This window comes from Rhabdonatronobacter sediminivivens (assembly GCF_013415485.1).
Classification (GTDB): domain Bacteria; phylum Pseudomonadota; class Alphaproteobacteria; order Rhodobacterales; family Rhodobacteraceae; genus Rhabdonatronobacter; species Rhabdonatronobacter sediminivivens.
The window spans coordinates 21,610-37,505 of the sequence record NZ_JACBXS010000024.1; the positions used below are offsets into that span (position 1 = coordinate 21,610).

At 66.6% G+C, this 15,896-nt stretch carries 15 protein-coding genes; 3 read left to right on the forward strand and 12 right to left on the reverse strand.

The features are described from left to right. Nucleotide 1: 1 nt before the first annotated feature. From tpiA to HUK65_RS12110, 3 genes are all read right to left on the reverse strand, one after another. Entirely contained in the window at nucleotides 2-736 is a 735-nt protein-coding gene (gene tpiA / locus HUK65_RS12100; protein WP_179906531.1) for a triose-phosphate isomerase, read from the reverse strand. 85 nt (nucleotides 737-821) lie between these two features. Further along, entirely contained in the window at nucleotides 822-1,223 is a 402-nt protein-coding gene (locus tag HUK65_RS12105; protein ID WP_179906532.1) for a HesB/IscA family protein, read from the reverse strand. 68 nt (nucleotides 1,224-1,291) lie between these two features. Then, the gene (locus tag HUK65_RS12110; protein WP_179906533.1) at nucleotides 1,292-1,654 is read right to left on the reverse strand and encodes an SUF system Fe-S cluster assembly protein; all 363 of its coding nucleotides are present in this window, start codon (nucleotides 1,652-1,654) and stop codon (nucleotides 1,292-1,294) included. A gap of 130 nt (nucleotides 1,655-1,784) precedes the next feature. On the opposite strand from HUK65_RS12110, the gene tgt reads away from it, so the two are divergent. Next, nucleotides 1,785-2,909, forward strand: a complete 1,125-nt coding sequence (gene tgt, locus HUK65_RS12115; protein WP_179906534.1) for a tRNA guanosine(34) transglycosylase Tgt — start codon at nucleotides 1,785-1,787, stop codon at nucleotides 2,907-2,909. Between the two features lie 15 nt (nucleotides 2,910-2,924). After that, nucleotides 2,925-3,140, forward strand: a complete 216-nt coding sequence (locus HUK65_RS12120) for a SlyX family protein (RefSeq protein WP_179906535.1) — start codon at nucleotides 2,925-2,927, stop codon at nucleotides 3,138-3,140. A gap of 68 nt (nucleotides 3,141-3,208) precedes the next feature. Here the strand turns inward: HUK65_RS12120 and HUK65_RS12125 are convergent, their stop codons facing one another. Together HUK65_RS12125 and HUK65_RS12130 are read right to left on the reverse strand one after the other, a co-directional pair. Further along, entirely contained in the window at nucleotides 3,209-5,254 is a 2,046-nt protein-coding gene (locus HUK65_RS12125) for an NADH:flavin oxidoreductase (protein ID WP_179906536.1), read from the reverse strand. 9 nt (nucleotides 5,255-5,263) lie between these two features. Further along, the gene (locus HUK65_RS12130) at nucleotides 5,264-6,862 is read right to left on the reverse strand and encodes a trimethylamine methyltransferase family protein (protein ID WP_179906537.1); all 1,599 of its coding nucleotides are present in this window, start codon (nucleotides 6,860-6,862) and stop codon (nucleotides 5,264-5,266) included. A 179-nt stretch (nucleotides 6,863-7,041) separates the two neighbouring features. Between HUK65_RS12130 and HUK65_RS12135 the strand changes: the two genes are divergently transcribed. Next, entirely contained in the window at nucleotides 7,042-7,962 is a 921-nt protein-coding gene (locus tag HUK65_RS12135; RefSeq protein ID WP_179906538.1) for a LysR substrate-binding domain-containing protein, read from the forward strand. A gap of 165 nt (nucleotides 7,963-8,127) precedes the next feature. On the opposite strand, the gene glnT is transcribed toward HUK65_RS12135, so the two are convergent. The 7 genes from glnT to metK form a co-directional block, all read right to left on the reverse strand. Then, entirely contained in the window at nucleotides 8,128-9,435 is a 1,308-nt protein-coding gene (gene glnT / locus HUK65_RS12140) for a type III glutamate--ammonia ligase (protein WP_179906539.1), read from the reverse strand. Nucleotides 9,436-9,528: 93 nt separating this feature from the next. Next, the gene (locus tag HUK65_RS12145; RefSeq protein WP_179906540.1) at nucleotides 9,529-10,860 is read right to left on the reverse strand and encodes an FMN-binding glutamate synthase family protein; all 1,332 of its coding nucleotides are present in this window, start codon (nucleotides 10,858-10,860) and stop codon (nucleotides 9,529-9,531) included. A 12-nt stretch (nucleotides 10,861-10,872) separates the two neighbouring features. After that, nucleotides 10,873-11,556, reverse strand: coding sequence for a GltB/FmdC/FwdC-like GXGXG domain-containing protein (locus tag HUK65_RS12150; RefSeq protein WP_179906541.1), 684 nt, complete (start codon nucleotides 11,554-11,556; stop codon nucleotides 10,873-10,875). 1 nt (nucleotide 11,557) lies between these two features. Then, nucleotides 11,558-12,454 (reverse strand): class II glutamine amidotransferase, encoded by an 897-nt coding sequence (locus tag HUK65_RS12155; RefSeq protein WP_179906542.1) that lies wholly within the window; start codon nucleotides 12,452-12,454, stop codon nucleotides 11,558-11,560. 86 nt (nucleotides 12,455-12,540) lie between these two features. Next, nucleotides 12,541-13,209: a helix-turn-helix domain-containing protein gene (locus HUK65_RS12160; RefSeq protein ID WP_179906543.1), complete on the reverse strand. Its 669-nt coding sequence runs from the start codon at nucleotides 13,207-13,209 to the stop codon at nucleotides 12,541-12,543. A 185-nt stretch (nucleotides 13,210-13,394) separates the two neighbouring features. Continuing rightward, nucleotides 13,395-14,504, reverse strand: a complete 1,110-nt coding sequence (locus HUK65_RS12165; RefSeq protein WP_179906544.1) for a polysaccharide biosynthesis/export family protein — start codon at nucleotides 14,502-14,504, stop codon at nucleotides 13,395-13,397. A 190-nt stretch (nucleotides 14,505-14,694) separates the two neighbouring features. Next, on the reverse strand, nucleotides 14,695-15,879 hold the full coding sequence (gene metK, locus HUK65_RS12170; protein WP_179906545.1) for a methionine adenosyltransferase: 1,185 nt from the start codon (nucleotides 15,877-15,879) through the stop codon (nucleotides 14,695-14,697). Nucleotides 15,880-15,896: the final 17 nt, after the last annotated feature.

Consider the following 15,896-nt stretch of genomic DNA (forward strand, 5'->3'; position numbering starts at 1 on the left):
CCTAGCCCTCCGCTGCCTCCAGCGCGGCGATGATCGCGCCGAAATCCGCCGCTTTCAATGAGGCACCGCCCACAAGCGCGCCGTCCACATTGGCAATGGCAAAGATCTCGGCCGCGTTGGAGGGCTTGACGGACCCACCATAGAGCAATCGGATGCCTGCATCGGGCAGGGCGGCACGCAGGGTATCGTGGACTTCGGCAATCTGGGCGTCGGTCGGGGTGCGCCCGGTGCCGATGGCCCAGACGGGCTCATAGGCGACCACGGTGTTTTCCGCGCTGGCGCCGTCAGGAAGCGAGTCGCGCAACTGTTCGCGCACCACGGCCAGGGTCTGGCCGGCATCGCGCTGGGCCTCGGTCTCGCCCACGCAGATGATCGCCACCAGCCCGGCGCCATGGGCGGCGGTGGCCTTGGCGGCGACCAGGGCCGAGTCCTCGCCATGATCGGCGCGGCGTTCGGAATGGCCCAGGATCACATGGCTGGCCCCCGCATCCGCCAGCATCGCGGCCGAGACATCGCCGGTATGCGCCCCCTGCGCCGCCGGGTGGCAGTCCTGCGCGCCGATGGCAAAGGGGGTGCGCGCCAGGGCCTTGGCCATGCGGCAGATCAGCGTGGCGGGCGGGCACAAAAGCACATCGACCGCGGGCGCGGGCAGGTCACGCGCCAGCGCCTCGGCCTGCGCCAGATCGGCGGCAAGCCCGTGCATCTTCCAGTTTCCGGCAGCAAGTTTGCGGCGCATGGGGACCCTCTTGTGCAATATCTTGCAAGGGTTCTAGCGCAGAACGGGGCAGGTGGGGAACCCTTGGCGGACCGGCAGGCGCCTGTCAGCCGCGCAAACGCGGGGCGGCGCCTGCCGCTTCGGCGGCGGCTTCGGCGTCGACATTGCCGAACTTGATCGATTCGCCGCAGCCGCAGGCCTCGGTCACGTTGGGGTTGCGGAACTTGAACCCGCTTTCGATCAACCCGGTTTCATAGTCGATCTCGGTGCCGAACATGAACATCTGCGCCATGGGGGCGATGATCACGCAGGCGCCATCCTGTTCAACGACCTCTTCATGCTCGCCGACCTCCAGCGCGGCCTCCATGGTGTATTCCATGCCCGCGCAGCCGCCTTTCTTGACGCCGATCCGAAGGCCCTTGGCGCTTTCGCGCTCCATCAGCCGGGCGATATGGCGCACGGCGCGGGGGGTCAGGGTGACAGGGGATTTTCCGGGGATACCAAACATTCGGTCATCTTCCAGGGTTTGGCGCGACCACGCCGCGCCGGAGTGAATTTGCGCACCGCATGCGCGGCTTACATGAAGCCCAGTTCCAACCGGGCCTCGTCCGACATCATGTCCATGCCCCATTGCGGCTCGAAGGTCATTTCAACATCCACCTGCTTGACCCCGGCCACGGCATTGACGGCATCGGCGACCCAGCCCGGCATTTCGCCCGCCACGGGGCAACCCGGCGCGGTCAGGGTCATGGTGATATCGACCGCATTCTCATCGCTGATGGCGATGGTGTATATCAGGCCCAGATCATAGATATTCACCGGGATTTCCGGGTCATAAACGCTCTTGCAGGCCTCGACGATATCCTCATAGAGCGGATGCCCGGTGCTTGAGGGCTTGATCAGCGGTTCGCCTTCGGCGGGGGCGGTTTGTGGGGTCATGTCAGCCTCGCAGGTTTGTTGAGTGAATATATAAGGAATTCTGCCGATGCGTCCAGTGGGGCCGCGGTGCCCTTGGCACGGGGCGCGAAATCGCGCAGAAGGCAGCTTTCGGGCGCAACGGGACAGACGTATGAGCTTTGCCTTCGACATTCAGGCCCGCGACGGGCGCGCGCGCAGCGGCGTTTTGCGCACCACGCGTGGGGATATTCGCACCCCTGCCTTCATGCCGGTGGGCACCGCCGCCACCGTCAAGGCCATGCGCCCCGAAAGCGTGCGCGAGACAGGGGCGGATATCCTGCTGGGCAACACCTATCACCTGATGCTGCGGCCCGGGGCGGAACGGATCGCGCGGCTGGGCGGGCTGCACCGGTTCATGAACTGGGACGGGCCGATCCTGACCGATTCGGGCGGGTTTCAGGTCATGTCGCTGGCGTCTTTGCGCAAGTTGACCGAAGCGGGCGTGCGCTTTTCCAGCCATATCGACGGCTCCAAGCATGTGCTGTCGCCGGAAAGCAGCATGGAGATCCAGCGCCTGCTGGGCTCGGACATTGTCATGGCCTTTGACGAATGCCCGGCCCTGCCCGCCGACAAGGCCCGGATAGCTGCCAGCATGCGGTTGTCCATGCGCTGGGCGCAACGATCGCGCGATGCATTTGGCGACCGCCCCGGCCATGCGCTGTTCGGCATCCAGCAGGGCGGGCTGGCACGTGACCTGCGCGAGGAAAGCGCCGAGGCCCTGCGCGCCATCGGCTTTGACGGCTATGCCATTGGCGGGCTGGCCGTGGGCGAGGGGCAGGCCGCCATGTTCGAGGTTCTGGACCACGCCCCCCAGATGCTGCCCGAGGATCGCCCCCGCTACCTGATGGGCGTGGGCAAGCCCGATGACATCGTCGGTGCGGTGCTGCGCGGAGTGGACATGTTCGATTGCGTGCTGCCCTCGCGCTCCGGGCGGACGGGGCAGGCCTGGACCCGGCGCGGGCCGGTGAACCTGCGCAACGCGCGCCACCGTGATGACCCGCGCCCGCTGGATGAAAGCTGCACCTGCCCGGCCTGCCGCGGCTATTCGCGGGCCTATCTGCACCATGTGACCCGCGCGGACGAGATCATCGGGTCCATGCTTCTGACATGGCACAATTTGCAGTATTATCAGGATCTGATGGCCGGGCTGCGGCAGGCCATTGCCGATGGTGATCTGGCGGGTTTCATCGCCGCCTTCGACCGCCAGCGCGCCGAAGGCGATATCGAACCGCTGTAGCACCGGGGAACGCCCATGAGCCAGGACACAACCGACCGCACCCTTGCCGCCGAAGAACGCATCGCCCATCTGCTGCGTGCGGTGGATGAACTGTCGGACCAGACCCGCGCCCAGGCTGAGCGGATCGCCCGGCTGGAGGCGCAGATGGCCGAGCTTCGGCGCCGCGATGCCGACCGCGATGCCGGGTCCGGCGGGCTGTTCTTTGCAGATGAGCGCCCGCCGCACTGGTGAGTGCCCACGCGTGCGCCGGGGCCGGTCCTGAGCCGGGGCATTGAACCACGGTACCATCGCTGGCGGGGTCAGATATCCTTCATCAGCCGCAGCGCGTCATGGATGGCGGCGTGGGTGTTGCGGGCGCTGACGGCATCGCCGATGCGGTAGAGGTGGAAGCGACCCGCGGGGTTGCGGGTCACCTCCTGCGGGCGTCCGGCAATCAGCGCGTCATGATCCACCGCACCGCCGTTCACCGACAGGGGCTTGAGGGCGAAATACAGGTCGTCCAGCGGCAGGGTGCCATAATTGACCACCACCTGATCATAGTGCTGGTCGCGCCTGTGGTCGCTGTAATCGGTGCCGATGGTGGCGGCCAGGCGGTTGCCCTCGCGCGCCACATCCAACAGGCGGCGGGTGACGGTAAAGGTCACATCCTTGTTCTGCAATGCGCGCATGTAGGGGACAAGGTTCATGCCCATGATCTCGGGCGCGAAGCTGCGGTCCGGGGTCATCACCTCGACCTCGGCGTCCGCATTGGCTGCCACTTCCGCCGCCATCAGGCCCGGGTGGTCGCCCGCTTCATCATAGACCAGCACGCGGCCCGCGGGCTTCACATCGCCCGCGATCATGTCCCAGGCGCTGACCACATGCGGGTTCTCAGTGCCGCTTTCGAAAAGCTCCGTGTTGGGCAGCCCGCCGGTGGCGATGATCACCACATCCGGGGCCAGCGCGGTCACGTCCTCGGCCTCGGCATAGGTGTTGAAATGGAAGGTCACATCGCGGGCGGCACACTGGGCCATGCGCCAGTCGATGATGCCCATCATCTCGCGCCGCCGGGGGTTCTGGGCGGTCAGGCGGATCTGGCCGCCGGGGTCGGGCTGGGCCTCGAACACGGTCACATGGTGCCCGCGTTCGGCAGCTACGCGGGCGGCCTCCAGCCCGCCGGGGCCAGCGCCGACGATCACCACCCGCTTGCGCGCCTTGGCGGGCGCGATCACATGCGGCAGGGACAGCTCGCGCCCGGTGGCGGGGTTGTGGATGCACAGCGCCTCGCCCGCCTGATAGATGCGGTCCAGACAATAGGTGGCGCCGACGCAGGGGCGGATGTCATCCTCACGCCCTTCGGTGATCTTCTGCACGATATGCGGGTCGGCCATATGCGCGCGAGTCATGCCGACCATGTCCAGAAGCCCCGAGGCCACGGCATGGCGCGCGGTGGCCACATCCGGAATGCGGGCGGCATGGAAGGTGGGCATGCCGGTCGCCGCGCGCACGGCGCCCGCGAAATCCAGATGCGGGGCGGATTTCATGCCCTGCACCGGGATCACATCGGTCATCGCCGGGTCGGTATGGATGCGCCCACGGATGACGTTCAGGAAATCGACCATCCCGCAGGCGGCCAGCCGCTTCGAGATCTCCAGCCCCTCGGCGGCGTCAATCCCGCCCTGCGCAGCCTCATCGGCCGTGTAGCGCACGCCCAGGATGAACCCGTCGCCCACCCGCGCGCGGATGGCGCGCAGCGTGTCCATGAGCAGTCGCATGCGGGTATCCAGGCTCTGACCGCCATAGGGGCCGTCCAGATCGTTGGTCAGCGGGGACCAGAACTGATCGAGCAGATGGCCGTAGACCTGCAATTCCACCCCGTCCATGCCGCCCGCCTGCATCCGCTCGGCGGCATCGGCAAAGTCGGTGATGATGCGCGCGATGTCCCAATCCTCGGCCAGTTTGGGGAATGAACGGTGCGCGGGTTCGCGGTGCTTGCTGGACGAAAGCGAGGGTAGCCAGTCGCCCTTGTTCCACCCGGTCCGGCGGCCCAGATGCGACAGCTGGATCATCACCGCGCAGCCGTGGTCATGGCAGGCATCGGTCAGCGCGCGGATATGGGGGACGACCTCATCCTTCCAGGCCAGCACGTTGTTGAACGCGGGCGGGCTGTCGCGTGAGACCGAGGCCGACCCGGCGGTCATGGCCAGCGCCACGCCCGCCTTCGCCCGTTCGGCGTGATAGGCGACATAGCGCGCTTTTGGCATCCCGTCCTCGGGGTAGGCGGGTTCATGGGCGGTGGTCATGATCCGGTTGCGCAGGGTCAGGTGCTTCAACTGATAGGGCTGCAGCAGGGGGTCGTTGGACATGGGGCCTCCTCAGTACCACGCGTCCGGCGCGGCGGCCTTCTTGCGTGCGACATAATCCTTCAGCGCCGCGTCCACGCCGGGGTCCATGGGGGGCGGCTGGTAGCGCGCCAGCACGTCCTTCCAGCGCTGGTTGGCACGGCGCGCAGCATCGACACTGCCCGACTCCTCCCAGGTTTCATAGGTGCGATCATCGTTGAAGCCGCTGTCCCAATAAGCGGTTTCATAGTGGCGCAGGGTGTGGTCGGTGCCGAAAAGATGCTCTCCCGGGCCGAATTGCGCCAGCGCGTCAAAGGCCAGCGTGTCCTCGCTGACCTCGATCCCCGCCAGATAGGCATGGAGCGCGCCGCACATGTCCATGTCCATGATCATCTTCTCATAGGACATGGAGAGCAGTCCATCCACGAACCCCGCCGCGTGCAGGATGTAATTTGCGCCCCCCTGCACCGCCGACATCATCGACATCATCGCCTGCTGCATGGCCTGCCCGTCCGGCGCCTTCGAGGTGCTGAAATTGCCCGCGCAGCGCAGGGGCAGGTCCAGCCGCCGCGCAAGCTGCCCCATGACCAGCGAGCCCAGCGCCGGTTCCGGCGTGCCGAAGGTGGGGGAGCCGCTGCGCAAGGACATGGATGACAGAAACGCCCCCAGCACCACCGGCGCCCCGGGGCGCACCAGCTGCGCCAGCGCGCAGGAGGCCATGGATTCCGCCAGGCATTGCGCCACCGCCCCCGCCATGGTCAGCGGTGAGACCGCGCCGCCCAGCAGGAACGGCAGGTGGATGGAGCCCTGACCGGCGGCGGCATAGGTGCGGATGCCCGCCGTTGTCACCCCGTCCAGCACCAGCGGCGAAGTGGTGTTGAAGTTCCCCATGATGACGCAGTTGCGATCCACGAACTCCGCGCCGAACAGGATGCGACACATCTCGATGCTGTCGGCGGCGCGCTCCGGCGCGGTGACCGAGCCAAGAAACGCTCGGTCCGAATAGCGCATATGCGCGTGGACCATGTCCAGATGGCGCTTGTTGACGGGCACATCCGTCGGCTCGCAGATGGTGCCGCCCGAGTGGTGCAGCCAGGGCGAGGATTGCGCCAGTTTGATCAGGTTTTCGAAATCCGAGATCGTCCCGTAGCGCCGCCCCTGATCGAGGTCCATGACAAAGGGTGAGCCATAGGCGGGGGCAAAGACCATGGCATCGCCGCCGATCTGCACGCTGTTGGCGGGGTTGCGGGCGTGCTGGGTAAAGCACGCGGGCGCGGATTTCAGGATCTCGCGCAGCATTCCCGGTTCAAAGCGGATGCGCCATGTGGCGCCGGTCAGATGCGTCACCTTGGCGCCCGCGCGGCGATAAAGCGCCATCGCCTCGGGATCGTCGCGCAGCTCTATGCCGATTTCAGCCAGGATGCGCTCGGCGGTGGCCTCGATCCGGGCCAGCGCCTCCTCCTGCAACAGGTCATAGGTGGGGATGCGCCGGGTGATATAGGGCGTGCGCAGGTGCAGGTTCTGGCCTGGTTCGGCGCTGCGAGTGGATTGGGCGCGACCCTTGCGCGCGCGGCGCGCCGGGCGGGCGTCCAAGGCGATGGTGGCGGCGGTGGTTGGGGCGTCTGGCAACATGGGCATACCCTCGGCAAGTGGCAGGCCGGGGCCGGGCCTGCATGGCGGCCGGAAAATCCTGCGGCGGGCAGGCGGCGCTGGCAATCGCGGAAAGATTCATGCAGGCTTAGGTCAGTTTGCCCTGCCCGTGCCAGTTCGCCTGCGGCGCGCGCAAAGCGCCGCCCTGAAATGAGGTCAGCTTGTCCAGACGCCCTTATGACCTGCCGCCGCTGAGCGCGCTTGTGGCCTTTGAGGCCGCCGCCCGCCATGTCAGCTTCACCCGCGCCGCACGCGAGTTGAACGTGACACCCGCCGCCATAAGCCACCAGGTCAAGGCGCTGGAGGCCGAGCTGCAGACCGCCCTGTTCCAGCGTCATCATCGCGGTGTCACCCTGACCGAAACCGGCGCCTATCTGCTGGTGGCGTTGCAGCGCGGGTTCGAAGGCATGGCCGATGCCGTGGGTCAGCTGCGCCGTCGCGCAAGCCGGGCTTCGGTCACCATCGGTGTGACCACGGCGGTCAGTTCGCTGTGGTTGACCCCGAAACTGGCGCAGTTCTGGCGGGTGCACGGGGATGTCTCGGTCGCGCAGATCGTCAGCGACACGGGCGAATCCCCCTCCGAATGCGACCTGAGCATCCGCTACGGCCTGCGCCCGCGCGACCGTGGCCCCTGCCGGGTGCTGTTCCACGACCGGCTGATGGCGTTGGCCAGCCCGGGCTTTGCCGCTGCGCATCCGGTCGCAACGGTGGCTGATCTGGCCGCGCTGCCGCTGATCCATTTTGACAGCCATGTCGCGGGCTGGACCGATTGGGCCGGCTGGTTCCGGGCGCTGGGGCATCACGGGCCGGTGCGGATGGGCCACAGGGTGAACAACTATCTGATCGCCCTGCAGGCGGCGCGCGATGACATGGGCGCGGTGCTGGGCTGGACCAGCCTGGCGCGCAGCTTCCTGGCGGCAGGCGAACTGGTGGCGCTGCTGCCTGATCAGGTGGCGCCGCAAGAGGATTTCTATGTCACCCTGCATGCACAGACCGCCCAGCGCGCGCGGCTGGTCTATGACTGGCTGGTGGACAGCGCCGCCAGCGATCAGGCGCCGACCACCTCGGCCTTGAAACGGTGATAATCCTTCACCAGGCGCAGCGACATGCAGCGCCCCCGGAATGCGGACCCCGTGTAGGGATCACGCCGGACACCTGCACCACGCAAGCCGGATGACCGAAGGCGCGCACCCCTTGCAGGGCGGCATGGCCTCGCCCATGCCGCCCTGCCCCTGATTGCCTTGGCTTCAGATGTCCAGCGTGTTCTCGCGCTCCCAGCGTGAGAAATGGGACACGAAGCTGTTCCATTCGTCATGTTTGAGTTTCATGAACGCAGCCGAGAATTCGGTGCCCATGGCGTCCTTCAGCGCGGTATCGGCGTCATAGGCGCGCAGCGCGTCCAGCAGGTTCAGCGGCAGGCGTGGCGCGTCAGTGACCGTGTGCCCGTTCTGATACATGTCGATATCCAGCCGCTTGCCCGGGTCTGCCTTGGTGGCGATCCCCGACAGCCCGGCAGCGATCATCACCGCCTGCATCAGATAGGGGTTGGCGGCGCCATCGGGCAGGCGCAGTTCGAACCGCCCGGGGCCGGGAACGCGCACCATATGGGTGCGGTTGTTGCCCGTCCATGTCACCGAATTGGGCGCCCAGGTCGCCCCCGAGCTTGTACGCGGAGCGTTGATCCGCTTGTAGCTGTTCACCGTGGGGTTGGTGATCGCCGCCAGCGCCGAGGCGTGTTTCATGATCCCGCCCAGGAAGTGCCAGCCGGTATCGGACATGCCCAGATCATGGGTGCCGTCGGTGAACAGGTTTGTCTTGCCATCAGCATCCCAGACCGACACATGCGCATGCGCCCCGTTGCCGGTCAGCCCCTTGACGGGCTTTGGCATGAAGGTCGCGCGCAGCCCGTGCTTTTCGGCCACCGACTTGACCATGAACTTGAAGAAGGAATGGCGGTCGGCGGTGACAAGCACATCGTCGAAATCCCAGTTCATTTCGAACTGGCCATTGGCGTCTTCATGGTCGGCCTGATAGAGGCCCCAGCCCATTTCCAGCATGTAGTCGCCGATCTCGGCGATCACGTCATAGCGGCGCATCACGGCCTGCTGGTCATAGCAGGGCTTTTCGGCGGTGTCGTATTCATCGGAGATGGCGGCGCCATCGGGGGTCATGAGGAAGAACTCGGCCTCGATCCCGCTTTTCACGCTCAGCCCCATGGAGCGGGCGGCCTCGACCTGGCGGATCAGAACGTTGCGCGGCGCGTGATCGACCGGGGCGCCTTCCATCACGCAATTGGCGGGCACCCAGGCGACCTCGGGTTTCCAGGGCAGTTGGGTCACGGCGGACGGGTCGGGCACGGCCAGCATGTCCGGGTGCGCAGGCGTCAGGTCCAGCCAGGTGGCGAAACCGGCAAAGCCCGCTCCTTCGCCCTGCATCTCGGCGATGGCTTGTGCCGGGACCAGCTTGGCGCGCTGGGCGCCGAACAGGTCGGTAAAGGACACCATGAAGTATTTGACGCCCTTTTCGCGGGCCCAGTCTTCAAGGTCGATGGTCATGGACAGTGCACTCCCGTTGTCATGTTCTTCTGAATGGGGCCGGTCGGCCAATGGAAAACGGCCCCTGCACCGGGTGCAGGGGCCGCATGTTGATCAGAACCCCCGGCCAGGCACCCAGTCGGTGCCCGCCATCGGCACCCCGGCCATGGCCGCGGCCTCGACCGTGAGGGCGCAAAGATCCTCGGGTTCCAGATTGTGCAGGTGGTTGTGCCCGCAGGCCCGCGCGATGGTTTGCGCCTCCAGCGTCAGCACGGCGAGGTAATTGCGCAGCCGCCGCCCCGCCGCCACCGGGTCCAGCCGCGCGGCCAGCGCCGGGTCCTGGGTGGTGATGCCGGCGGGGTCGCGCCCCTCGTGCCAGTCGTCATAGGCGCCTGCGGTGCTGCCCAGGGCCTGATACTCGGCCTCGTAGCGGGGGTCATTGTCGCCCAGCGCCACCATGGCGGCGGTGCCGATGGCCACCGCATCGGCGCCCAGCGCCAGCGCCTTGGCCACATCCGCCCCGGTACGAATCCCCCCCGAGACCACAAGCTGCACCCCGTCGCGGTGCATCCCCATGTCCTGCAGCGCCTTCACCGCGGGGCGGATGCAGGCCAGCGTCGGCAGGCCCACATGTTCGATGAACACATCCTGCGTGGCCGCCGTCCCGCCCTGCATCCCGTCCAGCACCACCACATCGGCGCCGGCCTTGATGGCCAGCATGGTGTCGTAATAGGGGCGCGTGCCGCCGATCTTGACATAGATCGGCTTTTCCCAGCCGGTGATCTCGCGCAGCTCCAGGATCTTGATCTCCAGGTCATCCGGGCCGGTCCAGTCCGGGTGGCGGCAGGCGCTGCGCTGGTCGATCCCCTTGGGCAGGGTGCGCATTTCGGCCACGCGGTCGGTGATCTTCTGGCCCAGCAACATGCCGCCGCCGCCGGGCTTGGCGCCCTGGCCGACCACAACCTCGATCGCATCGGCGCGGCGCAGGTCATCGGGGTTCATCCCGTAGCGAGAGGGCAGCACCTGATAGACCAGCGTCCTGGAGTGCCCGCGCTCTTCCTCGGTCATGCCGCCATCGCCGGTGGTGGTGGAGGTCCCGGCCATGGTCGCGCCGCGGCCCAGCGCCTCCTTGGCATTGCCCGACAGCGCGCCGAAGCTCATGCCCGCGATGGTCACGGGGATATCCAGCGTGATCGGCTTCCTGGCAAAGCGCGTGCCCAGGGTGACGCGCGTGTCGCAGGTCTCGCGGTAGCCCTCCAGCGGGTAGCGGCTGATCGAGGCGCCCAGGAACAGCAGGTCATCGAAATGCGGCACCCGCCGCTTGGCGCCGCCGCCGCGGATGTCATAGATGCCGGTGGCGGCAGCGCGGCGGATCTCGGCGTTGATCTCGGGGGTGAAGGTGGCCGACATGCGCGGCACGGTGCGGGGTGGGGTCTGATCGGTCATGGCGCTGTCCCCTCAATAGGCCGAAGCATTGTCGATGTTGAAGTTATAGAGCTTGCGGGCCGAGCCGTAGCGGCGAAACTCGGACGGGTCGGCGTCGATCCCGGCGCGCGCCAGCAGATCGCGCAGGATTTCGGCATGTTCGGGGCGCATGTCCTTTTCCACGCAATCGGCGCCCAGGCTTTTCACCGACCCGCGCACGAAGATCCGCGCCTCATAAAGCGAATCGCCCAGCGCGTCGCCCGCGTCACCCAGCACCACCAGGTTCCCCGCCTGCGCCATGAAGGCCGACATATGCCCGATATTGCCCCCCACCACGATATCGATCCCCTTCATGGAGATCCCGCAGCGGCTGGCGGCATTGCCCTTGATCACCAGCAGCCCGCCGCGCCCGGTCGCCCCGGCATACTGGCTGGCATCGCCTTCGATCACCACGGTGCCGGACATCATGTTTTCCGCAACCCCCGGCCCGGCCGAGCCCGCGACTGTCACCTGCGCCTGCTTGTTCATGCCGGCGGTGTAATAGCCGGTGGAGCCGCGCACCGTGACCGAAATCGGCCCGTCCAGACCCACCGCCACGGCATGCGATCCGCGCGGGTTCAGCACTTCCCATTCGGTGGCGTTGGTCTGATCCTTCGCCGCCTGCAGCGTGGCGTTGACCTCGCGCAGGGGGGTGGTGGCCATGTCAAGTGTCTGCATGTCAGTGCTTCCAGAAATAGACGGTGGCGGGTTCGGGCTCCCATACGCGGGCGGTGTCGATGCCCGGCAGGTTCACCATGGCCCGGTATTCCGAGCCAAAGGCCACATAACGGTCGGTTTCGGCCATGACGGCGGGCTTGCAGGCGATGGGATCGCGCAGCACGCCGAAGCCGTCGCGGGTGCCCACCACGAAGGTAAAGAACCCGTCCAGCGCGTTCAGCGAATCCTCCAGTGCCTGGCCCAGGTCTGCGCCATCCTGCATCCGCGCCGTCAGCCATGCAGCGGCAACCTCGGAATCGTTCTGGGTCTCGAAGCTCATCCCCTTCTGCACCAGCCTCCGGCGCAGGTTGTTGTGGTTCGACAGCGACCCGTTGTGCACCAGGCACTGATCCGCCCCGGTGGAAAATGGATGCGCGCCAAGGGTGGTGACCGCCGATTCGGTGGCCATGCGGGTATGGCCGATCCCGTGGCTGCCGGACATGGCGGCAATATCGAAGCGTCTGGCCACATCGGCGGGCAGGCCGGTTTCCTTGAAGATCTCCACACTGCCACCCGCGCCCATGACCCGCACCTCGGGGCGCAACTCGCGCAGGGCCGTGCGGGCCGCGTCCAGCCGGGTTTCAGGCATCTGCAGCACCGCATGGGTGTCCTGCACACGTACCGAAACCGCGCAGCCCAGGGCTTCGCCAAGATCGTGGTCCAGTGCGTCGAAATCGCGGGCGGGATCGGGCGATTGCACGGTCATCCGCGCCTGCCCCGGTTCCGCCGGGCGGTAAATGGCGATCCCTGCGCTGTCAGGGCCGCGGTCGGTCATGGTGACCAGCATGTCGGTCAGCATGGCGCCCAGTTCGGGCTCCAGCGACCGGTCCTTCAGAAACAATCCGACAATGCCGCACATGGGCGTGCCTCCTGCGTTGACGGCACAGACATGCGCAAGATTTGAGGTATTAGCAAGTAAAAATATTTCCGCAGGGGAAATTTATCTCAGCCCCGGGCCTGCGGATAGCAGATGATGGACAAATAGCGGGCAGGCAGGGTGATCAGTTCCTCGGGCCCGTGGGGGGCGTCGGCGTCGAAGAACAGGCTGTCGCCGGGATCGAGGCGAAAGAACCGGTCTCCGTGGCGGTAGCCGACGCAACCCTCCAGCATGTAGATGAACTCCATCCCGTCATGCTGGAAGGTGGGAAAGATGTCCGAGGACTCGGTCAGGGTCAGCAGATAGGGTTCCACCACCACGCCGCTGGTATTGGCGCCGATATGGCCCAGAAGCGTGTATTGATGCCCCGACCGCGTGCCCGCGCGCTCGATCTCGATCCCCTCACCGGATTTCACATGCACGGCGTAGCGGTTTTCCTCGAACCCACGGAAAAAGGCGGTCAGCGGCACGCTCAGCGTGTTGGCCAGCGTCATCAGCGTGGTGAGCGAGGGCGAGATCTGCCCGTTCTCGATCTTCGACAGCATCCCCACCGACAGGCCCGTCAGCTCGGCCAGCTGCGCGCCGGTCAGCCCCTTCTGGCGGCGAAAGGCGCGCAATTCGCGACCGATGGCAACCTCCAGCACCTTCTCGCCACGCTCAGCCAGCCGGTGCGGGTCCTGCATCACGGTGGGGCGGGCCGGAACGGCGGCGGGAGAGGTGGGTTTGCGGTTGCTCATGCGAAACTCCTGCAGCGCAAGGGGCGTGCCCGTCACATGACCACGCCGCCCTGGCCTTGCTCCCCGGTCGTCACCAGATGCCCGACGCGCCCTGCGCCGGGCAGCGCCCCCCAGGCGCGCAGGGTGGGTGGGTGGGCGCGGCTGGGGGGCGCTTCACCCGCTGACACACAGGCGCCGCCTGACGGTCAGTTCGATGACCCGCCAATATCGCTCACCCGCGCGCCAAAGCCCAGCGTGCTGCCAAACAGACGCAGCACCCGCTCGGTCGATGTCGCGACAGCCTGGGTGGCCAGCACCACATCGCCGGAATGGATCTGGAATTCGTCGGCGCTGAACAGCCCGTCCGCATTGGTCAGGTTGAAGGAAAAGATCACGCGTTCGGTTGCAGGTTGACCGGGGTTGCCGTACTGGCCCCGGTCATAGCGGCGCAGGATCAGCAGGCCGCGCGGGTCGGCGCGGGCATCGTCGATCCCGCCCATGATCGACACGGCCTTGAGCGCCGAGATCTCCTGCTGGTCGAAGCGGACAACCTGCTGCGACCCGGCGGCGCCCAGGGCAATGAAATGGCGCTTGTCGGATTCGATGATCACCCGGTCCCGCCCGCGCAGGGCAATGTCGCGCGCCGGGTTGCCATATATTTCTGACAGGCTGATACCATAAACCTGCCCGCCGCGCATCAAGGTGACATAGGGGTTGGGCAGGCCCTCAGGCACACCCCCGGCCGCGCTGATCATCCCCAGGATCGAGGTGTTCATCTCCTCGAACCGGAAATTCCCGGGATTGGCCACCCCGCTGACCATATCCACCGAGTTGCGCAGCCCCGAGGCCAGGACCAGTTGCACCTGCACCGATGAGATCACCGCTTCCAGCTGCTCCTGAATCCGGCGCCGCGCCGTGTCGGTGGTCAGCCCGGCCACATGCACCTCGTCGATATAGGGCACGAAGATATGGCCCGAAGGGCTGACGCGCAGCCCCGGCATGGCAATCGCGCGCTCTCCATCGGCGGTGAACAGCGACACGGTTTCCGAATCCCAGATGCGCAGGTCCAGCACGTCGCCGGGCTGGATGCGCGGCGCGGTCGGACCGTTCCCGGCCGCGGGCCAGCCCGTAGGCGGCCGGAACCCCGTCATCGGCCAGTTGCGCAGTTCCGGCAGCGTTTCGCGCCGTACTTCGACCAGGGTAAAGGGTGGCGCTTCACCCGGTTCAAAATCATCCGCGCCGGCCAGCACTTCGCGCCGGTGCGGGGCGCCACGCGGAACCGCGGTGCAACCGGCCAGCACAGCAGCCGATCCCATCAGCAGAACAGCGCGCCTTGAATAGTCAGTCATATTGTCCCCCGCGCGGTGCCGCATGTTCTGTATGTTGGTTACCGCCCCGCCACATTACTTGGTAGTCGGCGCGGGTCAACCGTTCCGAAAGCACCGGGGCGAGGCATCCGGCACATGTTGCGCCTGGGACAACCGCGCCGCCCGTCGGCGCGCGGTGTCAGACTGCTTTTCGCAGGGCTTCGACCAGATCGGTGCGCTCCCAGCTGAAGCCGCCATCGGGTTCGGGGTCGCGGCCGAAATGGCCATAGGCTGCCGTGCGGGCATAGATGGGGCGGTCCAGTTGCAGATGCGCGCGGATACCGCTGGGGGTCAGGTCCATCACCTGCGCCACGGCACGTTCGATCGCCGCATCCTTGACCGTGCCGGTGCCATGGGTGTCCACATAGATCGACAGCGGCCTGGCCACACCGATGGCATAGCTGACCTGCAGCGTGCAGCGCTGCGCCAGCCCCGCGGCCACCACATTCTTGGCCAGATAGCGCGCTGCATAAGCGGCCGAGCGGTCCACCTTGGTCGGATCCTTGCCGGAAAACGCCCCGCCGCCATGGGGGGCGGCACCGCCATAGGTGTCCACGATGATCTTGCGCCCGGTCAGGCCCGCATCGCCATCCGGCCCGCCGATCAGGAACTTGCCCGTGGGGTTGACCCACCATTCGGTGCCGCCGTTCAGCCAGCCCTCGGGCACGACCTCTTCCACATAGGGGCGGATCAGCGCCTGCACATCGGCGCTGGACAGCGCCGGGTCCAGATGCTGGTGCGAGACGACAAGCTGCGTCACCTCGACCGGGCGGGCGTTTTCATAGCGGATCGAGAGCTGGCTCTTGGCATCCGGGCCCAGCATCGGCAGTTCGCCTGCCTTGCGGGCCTCGGCCAGGCGGCGCAGGATCTTGTGCGCGTAAAGGATCGGCGCGGGCATGAGCTGCGGGGTTTCATCCACGGCATAGCCGAACATGATCCCCTGATCGCCCGCGCCCTGATTATCAACGCCCTGGGCAATGTCCACCGACTGCTCATGCAGGAAGTTCAGCACATGGCAGGTGTTCCAGTGGAACTTCTCCTGTTCATAGCCGATATCCTTGATGCATTCGCGCGCCAGTTCCGGGATGCGCCCCATCACATCCTTCAGTCGGTCCGCCCCCGCGCGCCCGTCACGGTCCGGCAGGCCGATTTCCCCGCCGATCACCACCAGCCCGGTGGTGGCAAAGGTTTCGCAGGCCACGCGGGCGTTCTTGTCCTCGGACAGCAGATAGTCCAGCACCGCATCCGAAATCCGGTCACAGACCTTGTCCGGATGCCCTTCGGAAACGGATTCCGAGGTGAAGATATAGTTGTTGCGGCTCATCCCTGGCGTCCCCTGCG

Coding starts and splice junctions, on each gene's coding strand:
- HUK65_RS12105 (WP_179906532.1), bottom strand. CDS start 1,223: ATGTTTGGTATCCCCGGAAAATCCCCTGTCACCCTGACCCCCCGCGCC.
- HUK65_RS12125 (WP_179906536.1), bottom strand. CDS start 5,254: ATGTCCAACGACCCCCTGCTGCAGCCCTATCAGTTGAAGCACCTGACC.
- tgt (WP_179906534.1), top strand. CDS start 1,785: ATGAGCTTTGCCTTCGACATTCAGGCCCGCGACGGGCGCGCGCGCAGC.
- HUK65_RS12155 (WP_179906542.1), bottom strand. CDS start 12,454: ATGTGCGGCATTGTCGGATTGTTTCTGAAGGACCGGTCGCTGGAGCCC.
- HUK65_RS12130 (WP_179906537.1), bottom strand. CDS start 6,862: ATGTTGCCAGACGCCCCAACCACCGCCGCCACCATCGCCTTGGACGCC.
- HUK65_RS12120 (WP_179906535.1), top strand. CDS start 2,925: ATGAGCCAGGACACAACCGACCGCACCCTTGCCGCCGAAGAACGCATC.
- metK (WP_179906545.1), bottom strand. CDS start 15,879: ATGAGCCGCAACAACTATATCTTCACCTCGGAATCCGTTTCCGAAGGG.
- HUK65_RS12145 (WP_179906540.1), bottom strand. CDS start 10,860: ATGACCGATCAGACCCCACCCCGCACCGTGCCGCGCATGTCGGCCACC.
- HUK65_RS12150 (WP_179906541.1), bottom strand. CDS start 11,556: ATGCAGACACTTGACATGGCCACCACCCCCCTGCGCGAGGTCAACGCC.
- HUK65_RS12165 (WP_179906544.1), bottom strand. CDS start 14,504: ATGGGATCGGCTGCTGTGCTGGCCGGTTGCACCGCGGTTCCGCGTGGC.
- tpiA (WP_179906531.1), bottom strand. CDS start 736: ATGCGCCGCAAACTTGCTGCCGGAAACTGGAAGATGCACGGGCTTGCC.
- glnT (WP_179906539.1), bottom strand. CDS start 9,435: ATGACCATCGACCTTGAAGACTGGGCCCGCGAAAAGGGCGTCAAATAC.
- HUK65_RS12110 (WP_179906533.1), bottom strand. CDS start 1,654: ATGACCCCACAAACCGCCCCCGCCGAAGGCGAACCGCTGATCAAGCCC.
- HUK65_RS12160 (WP_179906543.1), bottom strand. CDS start 13,209: ATGAGCAACCGCAAACCCACCTCTCCCGCCGCCGTTCCGGCCCGCCCC.